Origin of the sequence: Aeribacillus sp. FSL W8-0870 (assembly GCF_037963755.1) — a bacterium.
Taxonomy (GTDB): Bacteria; Bacillota; Bacilli; order Bacillales; family Aeribacillaceae; genus Aeribacillus; species Aeribacillus composti.
Map to the genome: position 1 here is coordinate 3,952,039 of NZ_CP150165.1, position 21,125 is coordinate 3,973,163.

20 protein-coding genes and 1 riboswitch are annotated in these 21,125 nt (G+C 40.1%); of the genes, 9 read left to right on the top strand and 11 right to left on the bottom strand.

Features of this window, described 5'->3' with window-relative positions; translation table 11 throughout:
• Positions 1-20: 20 nt before the first annotated feature.
• Positions 21-983, bottom strand: a complete 963-nt coding sequence (gene qoxA / locus NSU02_RS19045) for a cytochrome aa3 quinol oxidase subunit II (protein ID WP_339193627.1) — start codon at positions 981-983, stop codon at positions 21-23.
• A gap of 466 nt (positions 984-1,449) precedes the next feature.
• Positions 1,450-2,199 (bottom strand): oxygen-insensitive NADPH nitroreductase, encoded by a 750-nt coding sequence (gene nfsA / locus NSU02_RS19050; RefSeq protein ID WP_339193629.1) that lies wholly within the window; start codon positions 2,197-2,199, stop codon positions 1,450-1,452.
• A gap of 262 nt (positions 2,200-2,461) precedes the next feature.
• On the opposite strand from nfsA, the gene NSU02_RS19055 reads away from it, so the two are divergent.
• Both NSU02_RS19055 and metE read left to right on the top strand, forming a co-directional pair.
• Entirely contained in the window at positions 2,462-4,048 is a 1,587-nt protein-coding gene (locus tag NSU02_RS19055) for a BCCT family transporter (protein ID WP_339193631.1), read from the top strand.
• A gap of 186 nt (positions 4,049-4,234) precedes the next feature.
• Positions 4,235-4,434, top strand: a riboswitch (cobalamin riboswitch).
• Positions 4,435-4,584: 150 nt separating this feature from the next.
• Positions 4,585-6,867, top strand: coding sequence for a 5-methyltetrahydropteroyltriglutamate--homocysteine S-methyltransferase (gene metE / locus NSU02_RS19060; protein WP_339193633.1), 2,283 nt, complete (start codon positions 4,585-4,587; stop codon positions 6,865-6,867).
• A gap of 203 nt (positions 6,868-7,070) precedes the next feature.
• Here the strand turns inward: metE and thiE are convergent, their stop codons facing one another.
• Both thiE and thiM read right to left on the bottom strand, forming a co-directional pair.
• The gene (thiE, locus tag NSU02_RS19065) at positions 7,071-7,730 is read right to left on the bottom strand and encodes a thiamine phosphate synthase (protein WP_339193635.1); all 660 of its coding nucleotides are present in this window, start codon (positions 7,728-7,730) and stop codon (positions 7,071-7,073) included.
• Positions 7,731-7,747: 17 nt separating this feature from the next.
• Complete coding sequence (gene thiM / locus NSU02_RS19070; protein WP_339193636.1) at positions 7,748-8,554, bottom strand: hydroxyethylthiazole kinase; 807 nt, start codon at positions 8,552-8,554, stop codon at positions 7,748-7,750.
• A 421-nt stretch (positions 8,555-8,975) separates the two neighbouring features.
• Between thiM and NSU02_RS19075 the strand changes: the two genes are divergently transcribed.
• The 3 genes from NSU02_RS19075 to NSU02_RS19085 are packed head-to-tail and all read left to right on the top strand — an operon-like array spanning position 8,976 to position 11,230.
• Entirely contained in the window at positions 8,976-9,797 is an 822-nt protein-coding gene (locus tag NSU02_RS19075; RefSeq protein ID WP_066251391.1) for a basic amino acid ABC transporter substrate-binding protein, read from the top strand.
• A 57-nt stretch (positions 9,798-9,854) separates the two neighbouring features.
• A complete protein-coding gene (locus NSU02_RS19080; RefSeq protein WP_063389085.1) occupies positions 9,855-10,511 on the top strand; it encodes an amino acid ABC transporter permease in 657 nt (218 codons plus the stop codon).
• Complete coding sequence (locus tag NSU02_RS19085; protein ID WP_063389086.1) at positions 10,508-11,230, top strand: amino acid ABC transporter ATP-binding protein; 723 nt, start codon at positions 10,508-10,510, stop codon at positions 11,228-11,230. Before NSU02_RS19080 ends, NSU02_RS19085 begins: the two co-directional genes overlap by 4 nt.
• 415 nt (positions 11,231-11,645) lie before the next feature.
• Here NSU02_RS19085 and NSU02_RS19090 read toward each other — a convergent pair whose 3' ends face one another.
• Positions 11,646-11,945: a hypothetical protein gene (locus NSU02_RS19090; RefSeq protein WP_094244754.1), complete on the bottom strand. Its 300-nt coding sequence runs from the start codon at positions 11,943-11,945 to the stop codon at positions 11,646-11,648.
• A 182-nt stretch (positions 11,946-12,127) separates the two neighbouring features.
• Here NSU02_RS19090 and NSU02_RS19095 point away from each other — a divergent pair, with 182 nt between their 5' ends.
• On the top strand, positions 12,128-12,913 hold the full coding sequence (locus NSU02_RS19095; protein ID WP_339193639.1) for an HAD family hydrolase: 786 nt from the start codon (positions 12,128-12,130) through the stop codon (positions 12,911-12,913).
• Between the two features lie 601 nt (positions 12,914-13,514).
• Entirely contained in the window at positions 13,515-14,165 is a 651-nt protein-coding gene (locus NSU02_RS19100; protein WP_339195854.1) for an HAD family hydrolase, read from the top strand.
• A 101-nt stretch (positions 14,166-14,266) separates the two neighbouring features.
• Here NSU02_RS19100 and NSU02_RS19105 read toward each other — a convergent pair whose 3' ends face one another.
• Both NSU02_RS19105 and NSU02_RS19110 read right to left on the bottom strand, forming a co-directional pair.
• The gene (locus NSU02_RS19105; protein WP_261308803.1) at positions 14,267-14,524 is read right to left on the bottom strand and encodes a hypothetical protein; all 258 of its coding nucleotides are present in this window, start codon (positions 14,522-14,524) and stop codon (positions 14,267-14,269) included.
• A gap of 96 nt (positions 14,525-14,620) precedes the next feature.
• Entirely contained in the window at positions 14,621-15,070 is a 450-nt protein-coding gene (locus NSU02_RS19110; RefSeq protein ID WP_117016880.1) for an alpha/beta hydrolase, read from the bottom strand.
• Positions 15,071-15,613: 543 nt separating this feature from the next.
• Here NSU02_RS19110 and NSU02_RS19115 point away from each other — a divergent pair.
• Positions 15,614-16,141, top strand: coding sequence for a YceI family protein (locus NSU02_RS19115; RefSeq protein ID WP_066251402.1), 528 nt, complete (start codon positions 15,614-15,616; stop codon positions 16,139-16,141).
• A gap of 188 nt (positions 16,142-16,329) precedes the next feature.
• On the top strand, positions 16,330-17,442 hold the full coding sequence (locus NSU02_RS19120; protein ID WP_063389091.1) for a cobalamin-independent methionine synthase II family protein: 1,113 nt from the start codon (positions 16,330-16,332) through the stop codon (positions 17,440-17,442).
• Positions 17,443-18,041: 599 nt separating this feature from the next.
• On the opposite strand, the gene NSU02_RS19125 is transcribed toward NSU02_RS19120, so the two are convergent.
• The 4 genes from NSU02_RS19125 to NSU02_RS19140 are packed head-to-tail and all read right to left on the bottom strand — an operon-like array spanning position 18,042 to position 21,012.
• Positions 18,042-18,734 carry an ABC transporter ATP-binding protein gene (locus NSU02_RS19125; protein ID WP_066251407.1) on the bottom strand — a complete coding sequence of 231 codons (693 nt, stop codon included), beginning with the start codon at positions 18,732-18,734 and terminating at the stop codon, positions 18,042-18,044.
• Positions 18,727-19,500: an ABC transporter ATP-binding protein gene (locus tag NSU02_RS19130; protein ID WP_117016884.1), complete on the bottom strand. Its 774-nt coding sequence runs from the start codon at positions 19,498-19,500 to the stop codon at positions 18,727-18,729. The genes NSU02_RS19125 and NSU02_RS19130 overlap by 8 nt, the downstream gene beginning before the upstream one ends.
• Before the next feature lie 10 nt (positions 19,501-19,510).
• Positions 19,511-20,509, bottom strand: a complete 999-nt coding sequence (locus tag NSU02_RS19135; protein ID WP_327856166.1) for a branched-chain amino acid ABC transporter permease — start codon at positions 20,507-20,509, stop codon at positions 19,511-19,513.
• Positions 20,506-21,012 (bottom strand): branched-chain amino acid ABC transporter permease, encoded by a 507-nt coding sequence (locus NSU02_RS19140; RefSeq protein ID WP_339193644.1) that lies wholly within the window; start codon positions 21,010-21,012, stop codon positions 20,506-20,508. The genes NSU02_RS19135 and NSU02_RS19140 overlap by 4 nt, the downstream gene beginning before the upstream one ends.
• Positions 21,013-21,125 lie beyond the last annotated feature (113 nt).

The window sequence follows — 21,125 nt, forward strand, 5'->3', positions numbered from 1 at the left end:
ACGTTCCTCCTTCCTTCCGATTAATGTCCTTCGTGCTGATGGCTTTCATGTTCACGATTATCATGATGATCAGATTCAACTTCCTCCAATTTTATGGTACCGTGCTTTTCTTTTGCAGGGATATTGTCTAAATGCTCACCTGGCTTCGCAAAATCAACCCACGCCAAATGTGTTCCAGAAAAAGTCAATTTATCTTTTAAAACTCCGACTTGGATGATTTCGTTAAATTGTTTTTTCGTCAGCAATGGAGCTGATGCTTGTGTTTCTTTCACCCATTTATAAAAATCTTCTTTTTCCATTGCGTTCACATCAAATGTTTGATGGGCAAATCCTTCTCCTGTAAAATTTGAATTCCGCCCTTTAAACGTACCGACATGATCAGCCTGCAAATAAAGAGTCATTCCCATTCCAGCCATATTATATTTTTGTCCGCCCAACTCTGGAATCCATAAAGCGCTCATCCCGCCGACAGCTGTCAATTTAAATTCAACTGGAACATCTTTTGGAATGTTGACATAATTGACTGTTTCAATATTTTCCTCCGGATAGCTGAAAATCCATTTCCAATCGGCTGCTGTCGCATGAATGACAATTGGTTCAACTCCTCTAGATTCCTTCGGCGGTTTTTCAAGCTCAAAAGTCGCCTTAACCGTTGGTATCGCCAATGCAATGACAATCAACACAGGAATAGCTGTCCAAATGATTTCCAGAAGTGTATTTCCGTGCTGGTCAGGAGGCTCATAATCAAGATTTTCTGGTCTCTCCCTGTATTTCCATAAAATAATGGCAAACAGCACAAAGATGACAACAATAATAAACAGCATAAACCAAATTGACCAAAGGATTAAATCCTTTTGAACCTCTGCAACAGGCCCCTTTGGATTTAATAAGACAAACCGTTCGCTGCATCCTGATAGCAGGAGCAAAACGGATAATGGCAAAACTTTCATAACCAACTTCAGCCAACTTGGTTTGGCCGGCATTGTGATCCCCCCTAGGATTTTCAAAAATGTGCCAAAAAACGTCAACCATTCACTTTGAAACAAAAATCATCTGTTGTAAGTGAACTTTATCACAAATTTATGTAAAAAAACTTGAATTCAATAAACAGTCAATAAAAGATTAAAATTTTGTAAAAAAATCGCCATCAATCCGACACAAAACAGGAAATCATGTGAATCGAAAGGAATGATTGCCTCTATTGCTAATAGACGCATAAGAAAAACCGGGCGAAAAACATCAACGCCCGGTTTTTCTATTCGCACACATCGGTCTTTTTGTTTTCTACATACTATACGATCGGAAAATCAGCTAATTTCTAAATCTATCCATTTTTAACAAAAGCGGATAATCTCATTGTTTCCATGTTCCCAAAATTGATTTCCATTTATTTCATCAAACAATTTGTCCATACCGCAACAGAGACAACTTGGCAAGAAACTGTTCATATTATTTTAAGTTATAGCCTTTTCTTTCCACAAATTGTTTCATATACATTCTCACCGGATTTGAAAGAGCGCGAGCCATTTGCCCTGTCCAAGTATCTTTGCGGACACCATTTGTACGTTTTTCATAATATTTGGATACTATTTGATTATATTCAAGAAGCCCCTGTTTATATATTTCTTCGTTTTGCTCATATTCTTCCTCATGATAAACATGATGTAAAGGCAATCGGGGTTTTTTTCCGGTATCAACGGCCGGATAGCCGACCGTTATGGCAAAAAGCGGGATGACCCGATCAGGAACTTTTAGCAGCGCCGAAACATCCTCTAAATTGTTGCGAATTCCGCCAATATAACAAATGCCAAGCCCCATGGACTCAGCGGCTAATGCAGCATTTTGCGCGGCCAATGCCGCATCAATAAGCGCAACCATAAATTTTTCTGTGCTTTCCAAGGATACCGTCACGTCTTTATCTTCCATTTCGCCTATTAGTTCGTGCCGGTGCAGATCTGCGCAAAAAACAAATAAATGGCCGCTTTTTTCCACATAGTCTTGGTTCCCCGCCAGTTCCGCAAGTTTTTTTTTCGTTTCCGGATTTTTCACCCCAATGATTGAGTAAGCTTGTATGTAACTTGAAGTCGAGGCCGATTGGGCACATTCCACAATTAAGCGTATTTGTTCATCCGTAAGCGGCCGATCTTCAAATTTTCGAACGGATCGATGGTTTAAAATGGTTTCGATCACTTTATTCATCATCATCATCCTTTCTTTTATATTCTTTTCTCAAAGTTTAACTTTTTTAGACGCCCATTTCATCGATTTTGTTTTTCGGCCAAGCAAAATGTGAAACGTAAGGATTTGGCCGTAATCGAGAGCATTTATAAGGATTTCTTATAAAAAATAAAATAAATTGAATAAAAAAGCTTATTACGACAAATTAATCTGAAAAATTAAACTTTCTATCAATTTTGTTTAAAGATATAATAAAATGTAATCTTTTTTAAAGGGGGATTTGATGAAGAATCGAAACATTATGGATTGGCCGACCTTTATCGGGGCGCTGCTTTTGCTGTTAATTGTAGCCGCTCCATTAGCAGTATTCCCTGAACAAGGCGAAGCCATTGTATTAGCTGCCAGCAGCTTTTTAACACAAAAATTTGGAATATTGTATTTAATCATGGGTGCAGCAGTATTGATTTTTATTCTTTATGTTTCTTTTAGCCGATACGGAAAAATCAAACTGGGGGATCCTTTAGAAAAGGCTGAGTTTCCGACATTATCTTGGGCAGCTATGCTTTTTTGCGCTGGAATTGGATCAAGTGTTCTTTATTGGGGAACGATTGAATGGGCTTACTACTATACGGGACCTCCATTTGGCATCGAACCTAGATCAAAAGAAGCCGTTGAATGGGCGGCCGCATATGGAATTTTTCATTGGGGACCGACGGCATGGGCCATCTATTGCCTCCCTGCCCTGCCAATCAGCTATTTCTATTATGTAAAGAAAAAACCGGTGTTAAAAGTAAGCGAAGCGTGCCGGCCTCTCATTGGCAAAAAAGCAGATGGACCAATAGGCAAAATCATTGATGTCTTGTTTATGTTTGGTTTGCTGGGCGGAGCTGGAACGACACTCGCTTTAGGGACGCCGCTCATTACAGAAGGAATTCATGAACTTTCCGGCATCGAACCTTCGATGACACTCCAAACAGTGGTTTTGCTTATTTGTACATTGATCTTCGCAGCAAGCGCTTACTCCGGTTTGCGGAAAGGCATTAAAATTTTGAGCGACATCAACCTATGGCTTGCCGTATTATTGTTGGTGTTTGTCTTCCTTGCCGGCCCGACCGTCTTTCTGGCGGAAACGGCCGTCAACAGCATCGGCATCATGCTTGATCATTACATGCGGATGTCTTTATGGACTGAACCTTTTAACAGTTTAGGACCGTTTGAACGAACAGGCTTTCCGGAATCATGGACGGTATTTTATTGGGCTTGGTGGCTCGTGTACGCTCCATTTGTCGGCTTGTTCGTCGCTAAAATTTCAAAAGGACGCACTGTCCGCGAAATGACGCTCGGAACAGTAGTATATGGAACGCTCGGCTGCATTCTCTTTTTTGGGATTTTAGGAAACTTTGGATTATTTTTAGAACTGACAGGCCAATACCATGTAACAGCTACATTAGATGAACATGGCGGATCAGCAGCCATTATCGGAATATTGAAACAATTGCCGTTAAGCAACATTGTGATTGCCGTATTTACTGTGCTTGCCGTGATCTTTTTAGCAACAACGTTTGATTCAAGCTCTTATATTTTAGCATCTGTTGTCCAAAAAGAAGTTGCCGATGAACCTTTGCGATGGAACCGTTTATTTTGGGCTTTTGCTCTTTCCGTTTTGCCGCTTATTTTAATGTACCTCGGCGGATTGTCCACATTGCAGACTGTTAGCATTATTGGCGGTTTCCCTTTGTTGTTTATTTTTGTCCTTTTAGCCGGTTCTTTTATCAAAGCGGCAAACCAAGATTTTTATTCCAGTAAATCTCAATTATTTAAAATGTATCCTAAAAAGAAAGGCGTGAAAAGAAACCTTCTCTCGAAATAACTGTTTTCCGGAAAAATCCCAACCGCTGTAAAGACCCGCAGAAAACCTTTATGTTCTGGCGGGTTTTTGTCATGTAAAGCGGAAGAAATCGCAAGCCATCTACTTTCCTAAAAAATTTTTCTTTTTAATTGCAAATGTGGTGTTGAAAAATAAAAAAAAATCCTCTATTCTGATAATTATAGTTTCATATGTGTACCAGCAACAGGTGCGTCATATTGCAGCCGCAATATGCGCTTAAAAGGGAAGTTTGGTGAAATTCCAACACGGTCGCGCCACTGTGATGGGGAGCTTTTGATCATCAGCCACTGTTTCTGCCAGAGAAATGGGAAGGAGATCAAAAGCGTTGAACCTAAGTCAGGAGACCTGCCTGTTGTATGCACTACGACCTACGCGTCATAGGGAGGAGTGAGAAGCCATGTTCATGTTGAAACCATTTGGGTGCCTCAACACGAGCTAGGATATCCAGTCCCTCTTTTATTAGCGTAAAGAGGGCTTTTTTATTGTGTTGAGCAAAAATCAAATGGGAGGTTTTCGTAATGGCAGCCATTAGTTCAAATCTTGGCTATCCGCGAATTGGCGAACGCCGGGAATGGAAAAAAGCTTTGGAATTATTTTGGAATGGAGACATTTCTGAAAGCAGCTTACTGGAAACGTTGAAAAAGATCCGTCTTTCCAACTTAAAGAAACAGCATGAAAGCGGAATTGAGCTGATTCCCGTAGGAGATTTTTCGTTTTATGACCACGTTCTCGATACTGCTTTCATGTTTGGATATATTCCTTCGAGGTTCCAGCATATGGATCCCCGTTCCATCAAAACATATTTCGCAATGGCAAGGGGATCCGAAGAAGCCGAGGCTTTAGAAATGACAAAATGGTTTGATACAAATTATCATTATATCGTTCCGGAACTGGAAAATAAGCCGCCTGCTTTTTTGGAAAACCGTCTGCTCAAGCTTTACAATGAAGCAAAAGACGAACTAAATATTGAGACAAAACCTGTTGTTTTAGGGCCGATTACTTTTTTAATGCTGGCGAAAAAATATGAAAAACGAGATTTTTATAAGCATTTATCTGCTTTCATCCCAGTTTATATTCAATTGTTGACAGAGTTGCATCAAGCAGGCGCAAAGTGGGTGCAAATCGATGAGCCTGTTCTCGTTCAGGAAATTGATGAGTCATTGATTCCGTTGTTTAAAGAAGTGTATGAAGCTTTTCACGAAGCGAATCCATCTTTGAACATACTGTTGCAAACTTATTTTGAAAGTCTTTCTCACTATCAACATATCGTTTCATTGCCTGTTGCTGCTATCGGTCTTGATTTTGTACATGATGGGGGAGCCAACAGTGCAAACATCCAAAAATTCGGGTTTCCAAAAGACAAAATATTGGCTGCCGGTTTAATCAGCGGCCGCAACATATGGAGGGCATCATTAGAAGAAAAAGCAAGCAAAATTGATTTTCTCGCTCAGCATGTTGATGTTGATCGATTGATCATTCAACCTTCCTGCAGCTTGCTCCATGTGCCGGTTACCGTAAAAAATGAACACGAATTGCCGGAAATTTTAAAAAATGCTCTCTCCTTTGCAGACGAAAAATTAAGTGAAGTCCATCAGCTGACACAATATGCAAAAGGTGAATTAAGTATAAGCGATTTACGATACGATGACCGTTATTACACGCAATTTATGAATTCTGATTTTCGGACAAACCGAAACGTGCAAGAGGCAGCCGCCAAGATTGAATCCTACCCGACGAACCGTGTGGACTTTTCTGTTCGGCGCAAGCTGCATAAAAATAGATGGAACTTGCCAATTCTACCGACAACAACGATCGGCAGCTTTCCGCAAACGAAAGAAATCCGCCAAACCCGTTTAAAATGGCGGAAAGGCGAATACACAAACGAGCAATATGAGTCTATTATCAAAGATGAAATCAAAAAATGGATTGATATTCAGGAACAGCTTGAACTTGATGTATTGGTCCACGGGGAATTTGAACGAACGGACATGGTGGAATATTTCGGAGAAAAACTAAAAGGAATTGCTGTTACCAAAAACGGCTGGGTGCAATCTTACGGTTCGCGCTGCGTCAGACCGCCGATCATTTATGGCGACGTTGCCTTTGATCAGCCGATGACCGTCAAAGAAAGCGTCTATGCCCAATCATTGACGGACAAACCTGTAAAAGGAATGCTGACTGGACCTGTCACCATCTTAAACTGGTCTTTTGTCCGTGATGACATTAGCTATGCGGACGTTCTTCGCCAGATTGCCCTTGCCATCCGCGAAGAAGTATTAGCTCTGGAGAAAAACGGCATAGGAATGATTCAAGTTGATGAACCTGCTATCCGTGAAGGGCTGCCGTTAAAAAGATCGAAGCAAAATCAATACATCGAAAACGCCGTCGAAGCTTTCAAACTTGCCACCAGCTCCGTCAAACCGGAAACACAAATTCATACTCATATGTGCTATTCCCAGTTTGAAGATATGATGGAAGCGATCGATAAGCTTGATGCAGACGTTATCTCGATTGAATCGTCCCGCAGCCACGGAGAACTTGTTCATGCTTTTGAAAAGTACCAATATAAACGGGAAATCGGTTTGGGCGTTTATGACATCCACAGCCCGCGTATACCTTCCGTCCAAGAAATAACCGAAAATATCGACCGTGCATTAAAAGTACTCGATGTACATCAGTTCTGGGTGAATCCTGATTGTGGTTTAAAAACAAGAGCGGTCACCGAAACTGTCAATGCACTCAAAATCATGGTGGAAGCGACAAAAGCGTATCGGCAAGCCATCGCCGCAAAACAAATTTGATCCTATTAAGCAAAAGGTACATTTGCTGACACCGTTTCAGATGTTCCTTAGAAAGGATAAAGACCGCACAATTCAACGATGACTTTCGCTGTATGAAAAATAGCGCAACCATCATTGAACACAGTTTTCTCCAAACATAAACAAAAGGCGCCCGGATTAAGGCGCCTCTTTTGATTTTGCACGCCATTTGCGAATGATTGTTCCTAAAAAAATGATTCTACAGTCTGTTTCAATTTTGCCGCACTCTTCTTGACATCGTCCGCATAACTTATGGCGGATATGACGGCGACGCCGTCGGCTCCGTTTGCAACGACTTGTCCGGCATTTTCACTGTTGATGCCGCCGATGCCGACGATCGGAATCGCAATGCCTTGGTTGCGCATGCTGGAAATGATTTGCGGACCTTGCGCTTTTTTGGCGTCTTCTTTCGTCTTCGTCGAAAAAATGGGGCCGACGCCGATATAGTCTGCGCCTTGCGCAATGGCTCTTTCCGCTTCCTCAAACGTATGAGCCGACACTCCTAAAATTTTATCGCCAATTTTTTGGCGGACAATTTCGGCTGATTCATCCTCCTGACCGATATGAACGCCATCCGCATCAAGTTTCAAAGCCAGATCAACATCATCGTTGACAATAAATGGAATGTGATGTTTTTGGCAAATAGCCTGCAGCTCTTTTCCAAGCCGCCATTTTTCTTCGCCTGTTAAAGCCCACGCACCTTTTTCACGGTATTGAAAAAGCGTAATCCCGCCTGCAATCGCCTCTTCAAGCACATCAGCAGGCTTCCTTTTGCAGTTTACACTGCCCATAATAAAATACACCTTTAGCAGCTCCCGCATTTTATTTGCCGACACTCGCGCCATGTTTATCACCTTTGCTTTTATTTTTTTATAAAAGACCCTTTTTTCAGCAACTCGTCTCCCGTCACCTTTGCCAGCTGGTTCAATAATTCGATTTGAAAGCTTCCAGGACCTTTTCCTTCCGTTAAATCAAATGCGATTTCTGCAGCGACCCCATAAGTGACGAGGCTGGCTACTGAAGCAGCAAGAAAGTCCTTTTCAACGGCTGAAAAAGCACCGATAATGGAAGTCAATAAACAGCCTGTTCCGGTAACTTTTGTTAAAATTGGATGGCCGTTTTGAATCAAATACGTTGTCTTCCCATCCGTTGCCACGTCTTCTTTTCCGGTAATGACTGCAACTGTATTCAGCTCTTCGGCCGCTTTTTTGGCCAGCGAAACAGGATCAGCAGCTGAATCCGCCGCATCCACCCCTTTCATTGCAAGCTTTTCACCTATCACATTGGCAATTTCAGGTGCATTCCCGCGAATAACTGAGATGCGAACCTCCTTTAATATTTCCCGAACAGCTTCCGTCCGGTAAGGGGTGGCTCCCGCACCGACAGGATCTAAAATGACTGGAACCCCGTGTTCATTCGCTGATTTTCCTGCAATAATCATTGCTTCGATTACTTCAGGAGATAATGTGCCAATATTTAAAACGAGCGCGCCGGATATTTTCGCCATATCCGCAACCTCTTCCTTTGCATACGCCATAACCGGAGAAGCGCCGATCGCCAGCAAACCGTTTGCAGTAAAGTTGGTGACGACGACATTCGTAATGTTGTGGACGAGAGGATTTTGGGCGCGAACCTTTTCTAGCGCCAAAATCAATTGTTCTTTATTCATTTTCTCACTCCTTCTAGAAAGCTAAAGCACCTTGCCCAAGCTGCAAAGTGCATCATGTATTGGAAATTATTCCAACAAATTCCGTAATTCCCCAACAAATTTGAACGATAAGACAGAAGAATTTGTATTTTCATGTTGATGCCAAAAGTTCTGCACCTGCTTTTTTATGATAATTTCTGCCAATCATTATACTCTCTTTTTATTTACAATCCAAATTTTCGTCTTCTTCATGAAAAATTTGCTCTTTATCCGCTTGCAATTGTTCATTTTAACATGACACTTTTTATGATATAATTTCAAATAAAACAATCATTTCGAATCAATATGCATGTTATTGAAAGAATATACATCTTTCATTTATAATAGACCAGTGAATGTCGAAACGAATTTCATTCTTTGATTCATTTATAAGGAGGTACTTATGAAAAAATATTTTAGCAAAATAATTGCACTTGCTGTTTTCACAAGCCTAATGCTTATACTTTCAGCATGCGGTGCAGGAGGTTCTGAAGACGATAAAGGAGCAAGCAGTGAGAAGAAAGAAACGTTAAAGGTTGTTACAAACGCAGCATACGCTCCGTTTGAATATATCGACAAAGGTAAAGTTGTCGGCTTTGATATTGATTTCATAAACGCTGTGGCTAAAGAGGCCGGTTATAAAGTAGACATTAAACATACCGGATGGGATCCAATGTTTGCTGAAGTTCAAAGAAAACAAGCTGACTTGGCAGCTTCCTCTGTGTCCATTACTGAAGACAGAAAGCAAACATACGATTTTTCTGTTCCGTATTTTGAATCAACTCTTATGATTTTAGTTCCTGAAGACAGCGATATTCAAAATGCGCTTGATCTGAAAGGCAAAAAAGTTGCTGTCCAAAACGGAACAACCGGTCAGACAGCCGCTGAAAAAATACTTGCCGGCGATGGAACGGTTAAAAAATTTGAAGACAACGTCCTCGCGATCATGGAACTTCTGAACGGAGGCGCAGACGCAGTTGTGGCCGATAACGCGGTTGTCAACGAATATATTAAAAATAATCCGGACAAAAAATTGAAAGCAATTAAAGATCCGGAAAATTTCGATTCGGAGTTTTACGGTCTAATGTTCGCGAAAGGAAGCAAATTAAAACCAGAACTTGACAAAGCGATCAATACACTGTTTGAAAACGGAACGTACAGTGAGATTTATAAAAAATGGTTTGGTGTTGAACCAGATATCGATATATTAAAAAATCAGCAATAATTTTCAGCATTCCACAGGTATTTTGCTTGTCCGGAATGCACGCGGGGAGATATATGTATGAATTTTCGTTTTGATCTCATAGCTGAATATGCACCCTTTTTCTTCCAAGGAACGCTTGTAACAATTGGGCTCTCTCTTGGTGCAATCGCCATCGGCACCATTTTGGGTCTTTTTATCGGCATCGGGAAAATTGCTCAAAATAAATTTATTCGCCTGCCCTTTTCATGGTACGTTACATTTTTCAGAGGCACGCCTCTTTTTGTCCAGATGCTGCTCGTTCATTTCGGGCTCGTACCTCTGCTAATCGGTGATACGAATGGAATTATAGCGGCAATTGTTGCACTTTCTTTAAACTCTGCCGCCTACATTGCAGAGATATTCCGTGCAGGTATTCAATCGATTGATAAAGGACAGATGGAAGCTGCAAGATCTCTCGGTATGAGCCATAAACAGGCGATGCGCTATGTCATTTTGCCGCAGGCGACGAAACGGATGATTCCGCCTCTTGGCAATGAATTCGTCATTTTAATAAAAGAGTCGTCAATCGCCGCCATCATTGCCACCCCTGAGCTGATGTATTGGGGACGGGCTATGCAGGGGCAATATTATATCGTTTGGGAGCCATACCTCACCGTTGCGCTCATCTATCTTGTTCTGACATTGTCCTTAAGCAAATTATTAAGCTTTGTTGAAAGGAGAACAACAACCGGATGATTCAAGTAAAACATTTAAAGAAAAGCTTTGGGAATCTTGAAGTGTTAAAAGACATCAGTGTAGACATTAAAGAAAAAGAAGTTGTATGCGTCATTGGTCCATCCGGTTCAGGCAAAAGCACGTTTCTTCGCTGTTTAAACAAGCTTGAGGACATTACGGCAGGACAGGTTATCGTGAACGGTCAAGATATTACAAATCCAAACTTGGACATTAATAAAGTTCGCCAAGAGGTTGGAATGGTGTTTCAGCAGTTTAACCTATTTCCGCATAAAACAGTGTTGGAAAATATTACACTTGCTCCGATAAAAGTAAAAGGAGTCTCGGAACAGGAAGCAAACGAAAAAGCTTTGCAGCTGCTGAAAAAAGTGGGATTAAGCGAAAAAGCTTCAAGCTATCCAAGCGAATTATCAGGGGGCCAAAAACAGCGCGTTGCCATTGCCCGCGCTCTTGCAATGAATCCTAAAATCATGCTTTTCGATGAACCTACATCCGCCCTCGATCCAGAAATGGTCGGTGAAGTGTTAACAGTTATGAAAGAATTAGCGGCGGAAGGAATGACGATGGTCGTCGTGACGCATGAAATCGGATTTGCCAAAGAAGTGAGCGATCGAGTGATTTTCATGGACGGCGGATATATTGTAGAGGAAAACACACCTAGCGAGCTTTTTAACAATCCTAAACACGAACGAACAAAAGCTTTTTTAAGCAAAGTGCTGTGAATAAGGCAAGTATCCGGCATGCGGGTTGACTTAAACTCCTTTTCAATCAAATCTCATACGAATTCATTTCGGACAAGCCGAAAAGCTTGTCCTTTATCTTTTTCTCAATGGAGCTTCTCCCCTCTTACGCACTACGCACTCGTTCTTCATATATTATTTGCCATCAGCATCCAAAAGTGTTTGGACGGTAAGCCTTTCGTATATTTCCCAGCCTGAAGTTTCTGCTTGGAAGTACTATTTGAATTGTCGTAGCATCGCGGCTTGTACCAAAGTTGTTCAGTTTTTGAAGACTGACATTTCTCATCTTGGATTAGAAAGCAGAAGGCACAGATGCCGATAACACATCCAATTTTTTTAGGTCAGTAACTTTTTTTCTAAAAAAAACAGGGTCTAAGACCCTGTAAGCAAAAAAACATTAAATTTCATATTTATACTCGCGGTATGCATCAATCAAGAGGAAAATTGCCGTTATGATATGCATCACCATTCCAACAATCGGAATCCATGCAATGCAGGAAGTAATAATTCCTAAAATGCTGCCATGCTTGTTTTTATTTGTTATAATGGCAAAAATCAACGTCACAAGGTGCAGCACAAACATAAACGCCAAAGGTGTCCATAGGAAAGATAATATAATCGTTCCACCTATAACTGGAATTCCGAAAAATGCTTCAAGTCCCCCGCTTACCCATTTTAAAATGTTGACTACTGACATATAAATCCACCTCTGTATCCGTTTTTTCAATATACGAATTTGCGAATTGAAATGTTTCAAATATTCTTCAGCCCGGCACAAAAACTATTTTTACAAGACAATTCATCTTGTTAGAGTTTTCACAATTTTTATTTTATGATAAAATCTTACAACAAAATAAATTTTAACGGGAGTTTATGGAGATGACATATAAACTTTTATTTTTGGACATAGACGGAACAATTTTGACACCGGATGATCAAATTCAAGAATCTACGAAAAGAGCTGTAGCTGAAGTTCAGAAACAAGGTGTAGAAGTCTTTCTGGCAACAGGGAGACCTTTGCATGAAATTTCGCATATCGGCAAAGAGCTGAACGTTCAATCGTTTATTGGCTATAACGGCGCATTTACGGTTTATAGGGGCCGCGAGATTTTAAAAGAGCCGATGAATCCAGATATTGTTCAAAACTTTGTGCATACCGCCAAACACCATGGACATGAGCTCGTCATGTATACAAGAGAAAAAAATGTCCTTAGCTCGTTTGATTCCCCTGCCATAAAAGATTTCATTCAAAAATTTCATTTACAAAAAAATGAGTTGTTTTCGTATGATATCATCGATCAAGTTTTAGGAATGACGATATTAAATTTAGCTGATCGCGATGTTTCTCTTTATGAAAAAGACGATCTTATATACTTATCCCAAGTGAATATCGAAGGCCTGGCCCAATGCTACGATGTCATTAGGGAAAAGGTCAATAAGGGCAAAGCTGTCAAAGCAATATTAAATTATCTTGGCGTGCCAAAAGAAAGCGCCATTGCCTTTGGCGATGCCATGAATGATAAAGAGATGCTCTCAATAGTCGGCGAAGGTTTTGCAATGGGGAACGCAGATCCAAACCTTTTGCCATATGCGAAGCACCAAACAACAGACGTAACAAATTCCGGTGTCTATCACGGTTTGAAAAAGCTTGGTCTCGTTGAATAAGTAAGTAGACTGTGTAATAGTCTTTTCCCTGCCAAATAGACAGTTGTAAAAAAAGATTATGCAAAACTGTGTTTCGGTATTCAGCTGGAGCACAATGCAAAAATTGTTCATGATGTTGTTTTACAGTAAGAAAAATACAACATTTCTATTTTCAGGTAAAAAAGAACTCGATGCAACGTGATCCAGGCAGCTGTCTTTGCCAAAACGGCTGCCATGTGACCGAGTCCTTCTATTCTGCTTAGACGAATACCAGAAAATAGAAAACTGGTCTTCCTTCATCTTCAAAACGAAGTGAGTCATCTTTGTTCACATTGGAAAGAAAAAACGGGCGATGAAGGTTTTGCGGCAGGGAGAGGACCGAATTAATTTATTTGACGAAATAAACTGAAAGGTCAGGAAATGTGCTCCTAATTATGAGCGTGAACCGATACAATATATATTCCTTTATCCGCATAAAAAGAAACTATTAGACTATTATTGAAATCATGAGCAATCGATTGGTGTTCAGAATTACTGGAACATACTGAGTTAACTTTATTGCATATAGTTTATGAAGGTGTATTTATTTTATCCTCATGAGTGGAAAGGAGAAAAAGCTTTGATAAAAGCAATTATTTTTGATTTCGACGGTTTAATTATAGACACAGAGACTCCCTGGTTTGAGGCTTATAAAGAAACTTTAGGTTATTATAATGTTGATTTGCCCCTTGAACATTATGTAAAAAGCGTTGGGTCAGATAATACAGTACTTTACGAGTTTTTCAAACAACAATTGGGAGAAAGCTGTAATATTGAGGAAATTGATACCAAAGCAGAAAGCATTTATAAAGAAAAGATGAAAACACCTCAGGCACGTGAAGGTGTAAAGGATTATTTGCAAGAAGCAAACGATTTAGGATATAAAATTGCTATTGCTTCAAGCTCCACAAGGGAGTGGGTAACTCATTATTTAGATGAACTTGGGGTGTTAAACTATTTTAATACTATTATCACACAGGATGATGTTGAGAAGGTAAAACCGGCACCTGATTTGTATTTAAAAGCAGTTGATGCCTTAAATATCAGCTCAAATGAAGCATTAGCATTTGAAGATTCTTTAAATGGGCTCCAAGCAGCTCTAGCTGCTGGACTGAAATGCGTAATTGTGCCAAATCCAGTAACGAAGTCTTTACCTTTCGAAAATTATGATTTACGACTTCAATCCATGGCAGAAAAAAGTTTAAGTGATGTCATAAAACTTATTGAACAATAAAGAATTAAAATCTCGTATTAATGCTAAGGCTCTATCAAATAATATTTGATAATCCCGCTAGATAAAGAACCCCCAAGGAGGTCCTTTATCTAGCTGCTTCCTCAATGAACACCACCTGCAAATGTTTTCGTGAAATCATTTACGTGTGCACTCATTTCTTTATAACGAGTCCAATGAAGATAATGATTTCCTTCTAAAGTAACTATTTTACTTGAAAAACTGCGGCTTAATTTCGTTTGATAAAACGTTACATTGGATTTCCCATCTTCGTTCACTCGATCTTCTTTCGAAGTAAAAATCAAGACAAAGGATACAACAAGAAGCAAATGAAATAAAAAATATATTGAGCAAACAGTCAATTTAACTTTCCCGCCTGATATGCCTAGAAATGGCTTTGGTCATTGTTAAATTCTCTTCGGAATAAGTACCTTTTTCAGCTACTAGGAAGGAAATCATCAGGAATGATATATAATGCCAATCGTGCAATTCCAGTTGGTGAAAACATACTTCATATATTCGGACATTGTTGGAGCTGACTCGCCGAAATACTCTAAAACCTGCGGCAAGGTGAAATCAATCCCTATAACTGCTTTCACTTCATCTGGATATGCATTAGCATAATACATGCTGTATATGCCAGAAATAGAGTGCGGCATCAATATGTATGGACCTTCTATATTTGATTTTTTTAGAGTGGTTCTAATTTCCTCCACTATATTTTCCACTGTTCGTTCCTTATTCGTTACGTTGCTCCATCCATATCCAAAGCTCTCTACTACGACCACTTTATGATTCTTTGCCAATTCATTTACTAAGGGTTCGAAATCTAACACGGGAGCTGCTGTGCCTAAACCGCTTAATAACACAATCGTGTTTTCTCCATCACCTTTTGTATAAACGTGCATATTCTTTCCATCTACTTCAACTAATTGTCCTAATGGTGGATATTTTGCTTATACACTGTCATGATGTGATGGAAAACGCCTCAATCAGAGCCGCTGTAATCATAAACAAAAAAATATTTTTTGGAATTATCCAAAATCAAGATTTCTTTTTACTGTTCATTCTTTCACTTCTCTCTATAAAACATTCTATTGATCGGCTATGCCAACGCCATTCGAACCATCTCTCCCGCCCTGATTCCTTTGCAATAGGCCAATTGCTTGCAGAGGTTAAACAAAAATAAAAAACGCGAATTTTCTAAAGGGTGCTTTTCGTCAATAAGGAAGCAGAGCCTTTTTCTTAATAATGACGAAATATTTGCTCTTTTCGTTTCAAAAAAATCCCCTCTAAGTATATGGGCCTTGTCCACTGTCTTCTTAAAGAATATCTTATCAAAATTGGTTCTTTTTTCTTTTACCTTGTCAAAAAATATTTATATAAAAATATTTGAATTCGAGATATTTTTCGGTTATGATAATATCAAAACAAAAGGAGGAAAATAAAAAATGGCAAATTTTCAATTAGATAAGGTGCACAGCTCTATTTCTTTCCAAGTAAAACACTTAATGGTTTCCAAGGCAAAGGGAGAATTCACTCAATTTGATGTAGAAGTTGACGGCGATGTTGATCAGCTCGAATCTGCAAAAGTAAAAGTAACAATTCAAGCTTCTTCTATTGACACAAAAAATGAAGACAGAGACAACCATCTTCGTTCCGGGGATTTTTTTGATGTCGAAAACTATCCGGTCATCACGTTTGTCAGCGAATCTATTAAAAAGGTTTCCGACGATGACTATGAAGTAACAGGAAAATTGACAATTAGAAATGTTACTAGAACCGAAACATTCAAAGTAGAATTCAACGGTCAATCGAAAAACCCGTTGGACGGAAGCATTGTCGCAGGATTTGATGTAGAAGGAAAAATCAATCGGGAAGATTATGGTTTAACATGGAACGCTGCTCTTGAAACAGGAGGATTCCTCATCGGCAAAGATGTAAAATTATTCGGCAGCTTCGAATTTGTCATTAGCTAATCTTTCGCAGGCAAGTGATTTGCCCTTTGCCGCACATGGCGGCTGAGGGCTTTTATTTTAAGAAAATGTAGCAAAAAATGTCATTCATACCTCTCTAATGAAAAATCCCCCTGCTTATAAAGTTTACTTTTCTTTTATTTTTTGTTATTATTCATAATATTTCAACCGGAGAAGGAGGAAAACAGCATATGTCCCATCAATCATTGCAACGCCACTTGCCGCCTTACCGAGCAGATCATGTAGGTAGTCTGTTAAGAACAGACCGAATTAAACAAGCCCGATTGAAAAAAGCAAATGGGGAAATAACAGCTGAGCAATTAAGAGAGGTGGAAAACGAAGAAATCACACGCATCGTCGAAAAACAAAAGGAAATTGGCCTCAAAGCGGTGACAGACGGCGAATTCCGAAGAGCTTGGTGGCACTTTGACTTCCTTGAAAATTTAGTAGGTGTTGAAGGATACGACACAGAGACCGGAATCCAATTCCATCAAAAACAAACAAAATCTCATTCTATTAAAGTTGTTGACAAACTAGATTTCAATGGCCATCCGATGCTTGAAGATTTCAAGTTTCTAAACAGCATCGCTTCCGGCCATACAGCCAAAATGACTATCCCGAGCCCGAGCATGCTTCATTTCAGAGGGACGATTGAAAAAAGCGCTTATGAAGATCAAGACGAGTTTTTCCACGATTTAGCCCAAACATATAAAAAAGCAATTCAAGCATTTTACGATGCTGGATGCCGTTATTTGCAGCTGGATGATACATCATGGGCATATCTTTGTTCAGAAGAGCAAAAGGAGCAAATGCGGGCCCGCGGCTTAAATCCGGATACGTTAGGACAATTGTATGCGAAAACAATTAATGAAGCTGTTGCCAATCGTCCTGATGATATGAGAATTACGATGCACATATGCCGAGGCAATTTCCGTTCCACTTGGATTTCATCCGGCGGCTATGAGCCAGTGGCGGAAATATTGTTTGAAGGCGTAAATGTGGACGGCTTCTTTTTGGAATACGACAGCGAAAGAGCCGGCGGCTTTGAACCCCTTCGCTTCGTAAACCGGTCAAATTTATCCATCGTTCTCGGCTTGATCACGTCAAAATTTGGAGAATTAGAAAATAAGGATGAAATTAAACGGCGCATTGATGAAGCATCCCGATTTGTTGATCTCAATCAGCTTTGCTTAAGCCCTCAGTGCGGTTTTGCATCAACTGAGGAAGGAAACCTGCTCACAGAGGACGAGCAATGGGCAAAACTTCGCCATGTCGTAGAAATTGCCGAAGAGGTTTGGAAATAATCGTTTACTAAAGAAATACTTACATAAGTGTGTAATGTTAAGAGCCTGTCGAACGTGAATTTCGTGCAATGAACTATCGATTAAGCGAGGCTTGCGGACAGAATGTGGCGGAATTTCGATAAAGGGCTGCAGCTTGCTTTACCTATATTGATTGGTTTCATCGTTCATTCCGAAGCAATTGCAGCATGTAAGAGTTCCAAATTGAACCTTTTTCTGCTTTGCGAAAGCTCTATTCGGGTTATGCATCAAGAATCAATATTTCTAGAAATGATACCCGTAAATTGCAGCAGCCCTGTTTTTCTTTTGGAAAATTTGATTGCAAATCGCCGACAATTTATTTTTGCAAAATAAGGTGCTGCCCGCTCATCAGTTTATTTAGGAAAATCACCGTAATGACCTGTTTCTTCCGTTCTATTATTCTGGAAAATATGTAAAAAAGGGGGGCTAATAAGTCGATTTTACGGCTTATTAGCCCCCATTAATGTTTTAGAAACGTTGATATATCGGTGTTTATGATTTTTTGTTTTCAATGGCGATTTGACTTTCTAAGAGCCCCTTTTTCTTTTTGACAGCATCATCATCAGATGTTTCTGAGCAATTTACGAACTTAACAGCAAATATTTATGCTTTACAGCAGAGCTTAATTCGTCGGGAGAGCCTTCAAACACGATCGAGCCTTTGTTTAAAATATATATGCGGTCTGCAAGCTCAAGCGCCATCGATAAATTTTGTTCAACTAAAAGCATTGTAAGACCTTGCTTCTTTAATTCACGAATAATCCGTTTCACTTCCTGAACCATCAATGGGGACAATCCTTCTGACGGCTCGTCAAGCAGCAGTAATTTAGGATTCGTTAGCAAAGCGCGTCCAATTGAGAGCATTTGCTGCTCTCCCCCGCTCAAAGCCCCTCCCATCGATGCTTCTCTTTCTTTCAGCCTTGGAAACGTGTCATAAATTTGTTCTAATGTCCAGCCATTTTCGGCAGGCCTATAAGTGGTCATTAAATTCTCCTTTACAGTCAAATTCGGAAATATTCTTCTCCCTTGCGGAACAAGAGCAACGCCTAATTTCGAAACCTGGAAGCTCGTCTTTGATTGAATTTCCTGTTCTTCAAACACAATTTTTCCTTTTTTTGATTGAATGATTCCCATGATAGAATGAATCGTTGTTGTTTTCCCCATTCCGTTTCTTCCCAGCAGGACGGTTACCTTGCCTTGTTCAACCGTTAACGAAACATTATGGAGGACGTGGCTGTCGCCGTAAAATGTATTTAAATCTGAAACTTTAAGCATGTGCTGCCGCTTCCTCCTTTCCAATATATATTTCGTTCACCCTCCTGTCGTTTCTCACTTCATTTGGATCGCCGTCAATGAGAATTCCTCCGTCATATAAAACGACCATTCTATCCGCCAGTCCAAATACGACCTCCAAATCATGCTCAATAATTAAAACGGTCAAGTCCTTCGGCAAATTGTGCAGCAAATCGACAATATAATCCGTTTCCGCCTGCGACATGCCGGCAGTCGGCTCATCTAATAATAAAACTTGCGGATTGATCGCAATGCCAAGCAAAATTTCGATTTGCCGCTGTTCGCCGTATGACAGCTTTTTCACTATTTCATTTGCGCGCTTTTCCAATCCCCAAGTTTTGATCAATTGGTTTGCTTCCTCGAAAAGCTTCGGGTATTTTTTTTCGTTTCTCTTTTTAAACCACACGTTTTGCAAATGATGTTTCCGCTGTAAAACTAATAATAAATTGTCAAGCACCGTCAGTTCGTTCAACAAATTGTTTCGTTGAAAGGTGCGAACGATTCCGGCGTTTGTCCGTTTAAAGTTGGCAACATTCGTTATATTTTCTCCTTTATAATAAATGGACCCGCTGCTCGGCTTCAGGTCGCCGGTTAAAATGTTGAAAAAGGTCGTTTTCCCGGCTCCATTCGGACCGATAATGCCTATCCGCTCACCTTTTTTCACTTCCAATGAAACATCCTTAAGAATTTCAAGACCGCCAAAATGCATGCCGACGCGATCAATCTTCAAGATTACAGGATTCTCCATGCCCCATCCCTCAATTCTTCACATCATTGTTATACAACGCATTGGATTTTTTTCCGGAAATAGCTGACAGCTTGTTGGATTTTGAAAATGACTGAAAGAGCAATTTTCCAAGCCCGACAATTCCTTTTGGGAAAAATACGACAAACAAGATAAAGATAATCCCAATAATCATCATCCACATGGTCGTATAAGAGCTGACAATCGTTTCTAAAATGACGATAAATGCTGCTCCCAAAACGGGCCCGATCATTGTTCCGGAACCGCCGATAAGAACCATAATTAAAACAGAGCCAGACATCGTCCAATATACATCGCTAGGCGAAATGAAGCTGTTAAAGCTTGTATATAACGATCCTGCTACTCCGCCGAGCCCGCCGGCTAAAACAAATGCGGCAAGCTTATATAGTGTTGTATGATAGCCCATCGATTTCAATCTTGTTTCGTTTTCGCGAATCCCTATTAATACTTGCCCAAAAGGAGAGTGTACGATGAGGCTTAAACCGCCGTAGATCAATATAAACAAAAGCAATATCAAATAATAAAAGTAAACCGGGTTTGAAAAATCAAGTGATCCAATTAAAGGGCTTGGAATGCCTGATAATCCGTTTGAACCGCCCGTGATAGTCGTTGACTGGTGGACAAATGAATAAATCATTTGCGAAAAAGCCAATGTTAACATAAGAAAATAAAAGCCGCTCACCTTTACGCAAAAAATTCCGATGATGGCGGATGCAATGATTGCAGCCGCAAGTGAGGCGAAAAGAGTAAGGAAAAAGTTTGGAGATATCTCCCTTGCAAGAATTGCGGACATATAAGCCCCGACTCCAAAAAACGCCGCATGGCCAAGCGAAACCAGCCCGGTATATCCGACCAAAATATTTAAACTAAGAGCGAAAATAGCTAAAATTAAAATTTCAGTTACCAAATTTAAATAAAACAAAGAAAAGATAAAGGGGGAAAAGATGAGCAACATAACTGCGGCAATAAGAACGAAACCTTTTTTGTTCAATGCTTAACCACCTGCCTTCCGAGCAATCCGTTCGGTTTGACGATTAAGACGACCGCCATTAATCCGAAAACGACGAACAAGCTTAACTCAGGAACTAAAAATCGGCAAAAAGTCTCAACAATCCCAATCGTTAAGCTGGCCACAAACGTTCCAGCGATCGACCCTAAGCCCCCTATAACGAGAACAACTAATGCCAAAATAAGCGTTTGGAATTCCATGCTTGGATAAAGCCCGAGGATCGGCGCAGCAATGACTCCGCCAAAACCTGCTAAATATCCCCCTATGAAAAACACGACGGTAAAAACTAGTTGAATATTTACACCTAAAGCACATATCATCTCTTTATCGCTCAGTCCAGCGCGAATGATCGCCCCCCAGCGCGTTTTTTCTTGAATGAACCACAACAGCCCCGCTAAAATTAAACCTATTGCAATTACAGCTAAACGATAGACAGGAAAGGCTTGATTAAATAAGGTTACCGTACCTGATAAACTTTGAGGCAAAGGGGCTGTCCGAAAAGTCGATTGAATCGACCTTGGGCTCAGCCCTTTTTTCTGTTTTTAGGGTACAAAAAAATCGTCCTTTTTTATAGAATGAAATTGACCAAAAAACATTC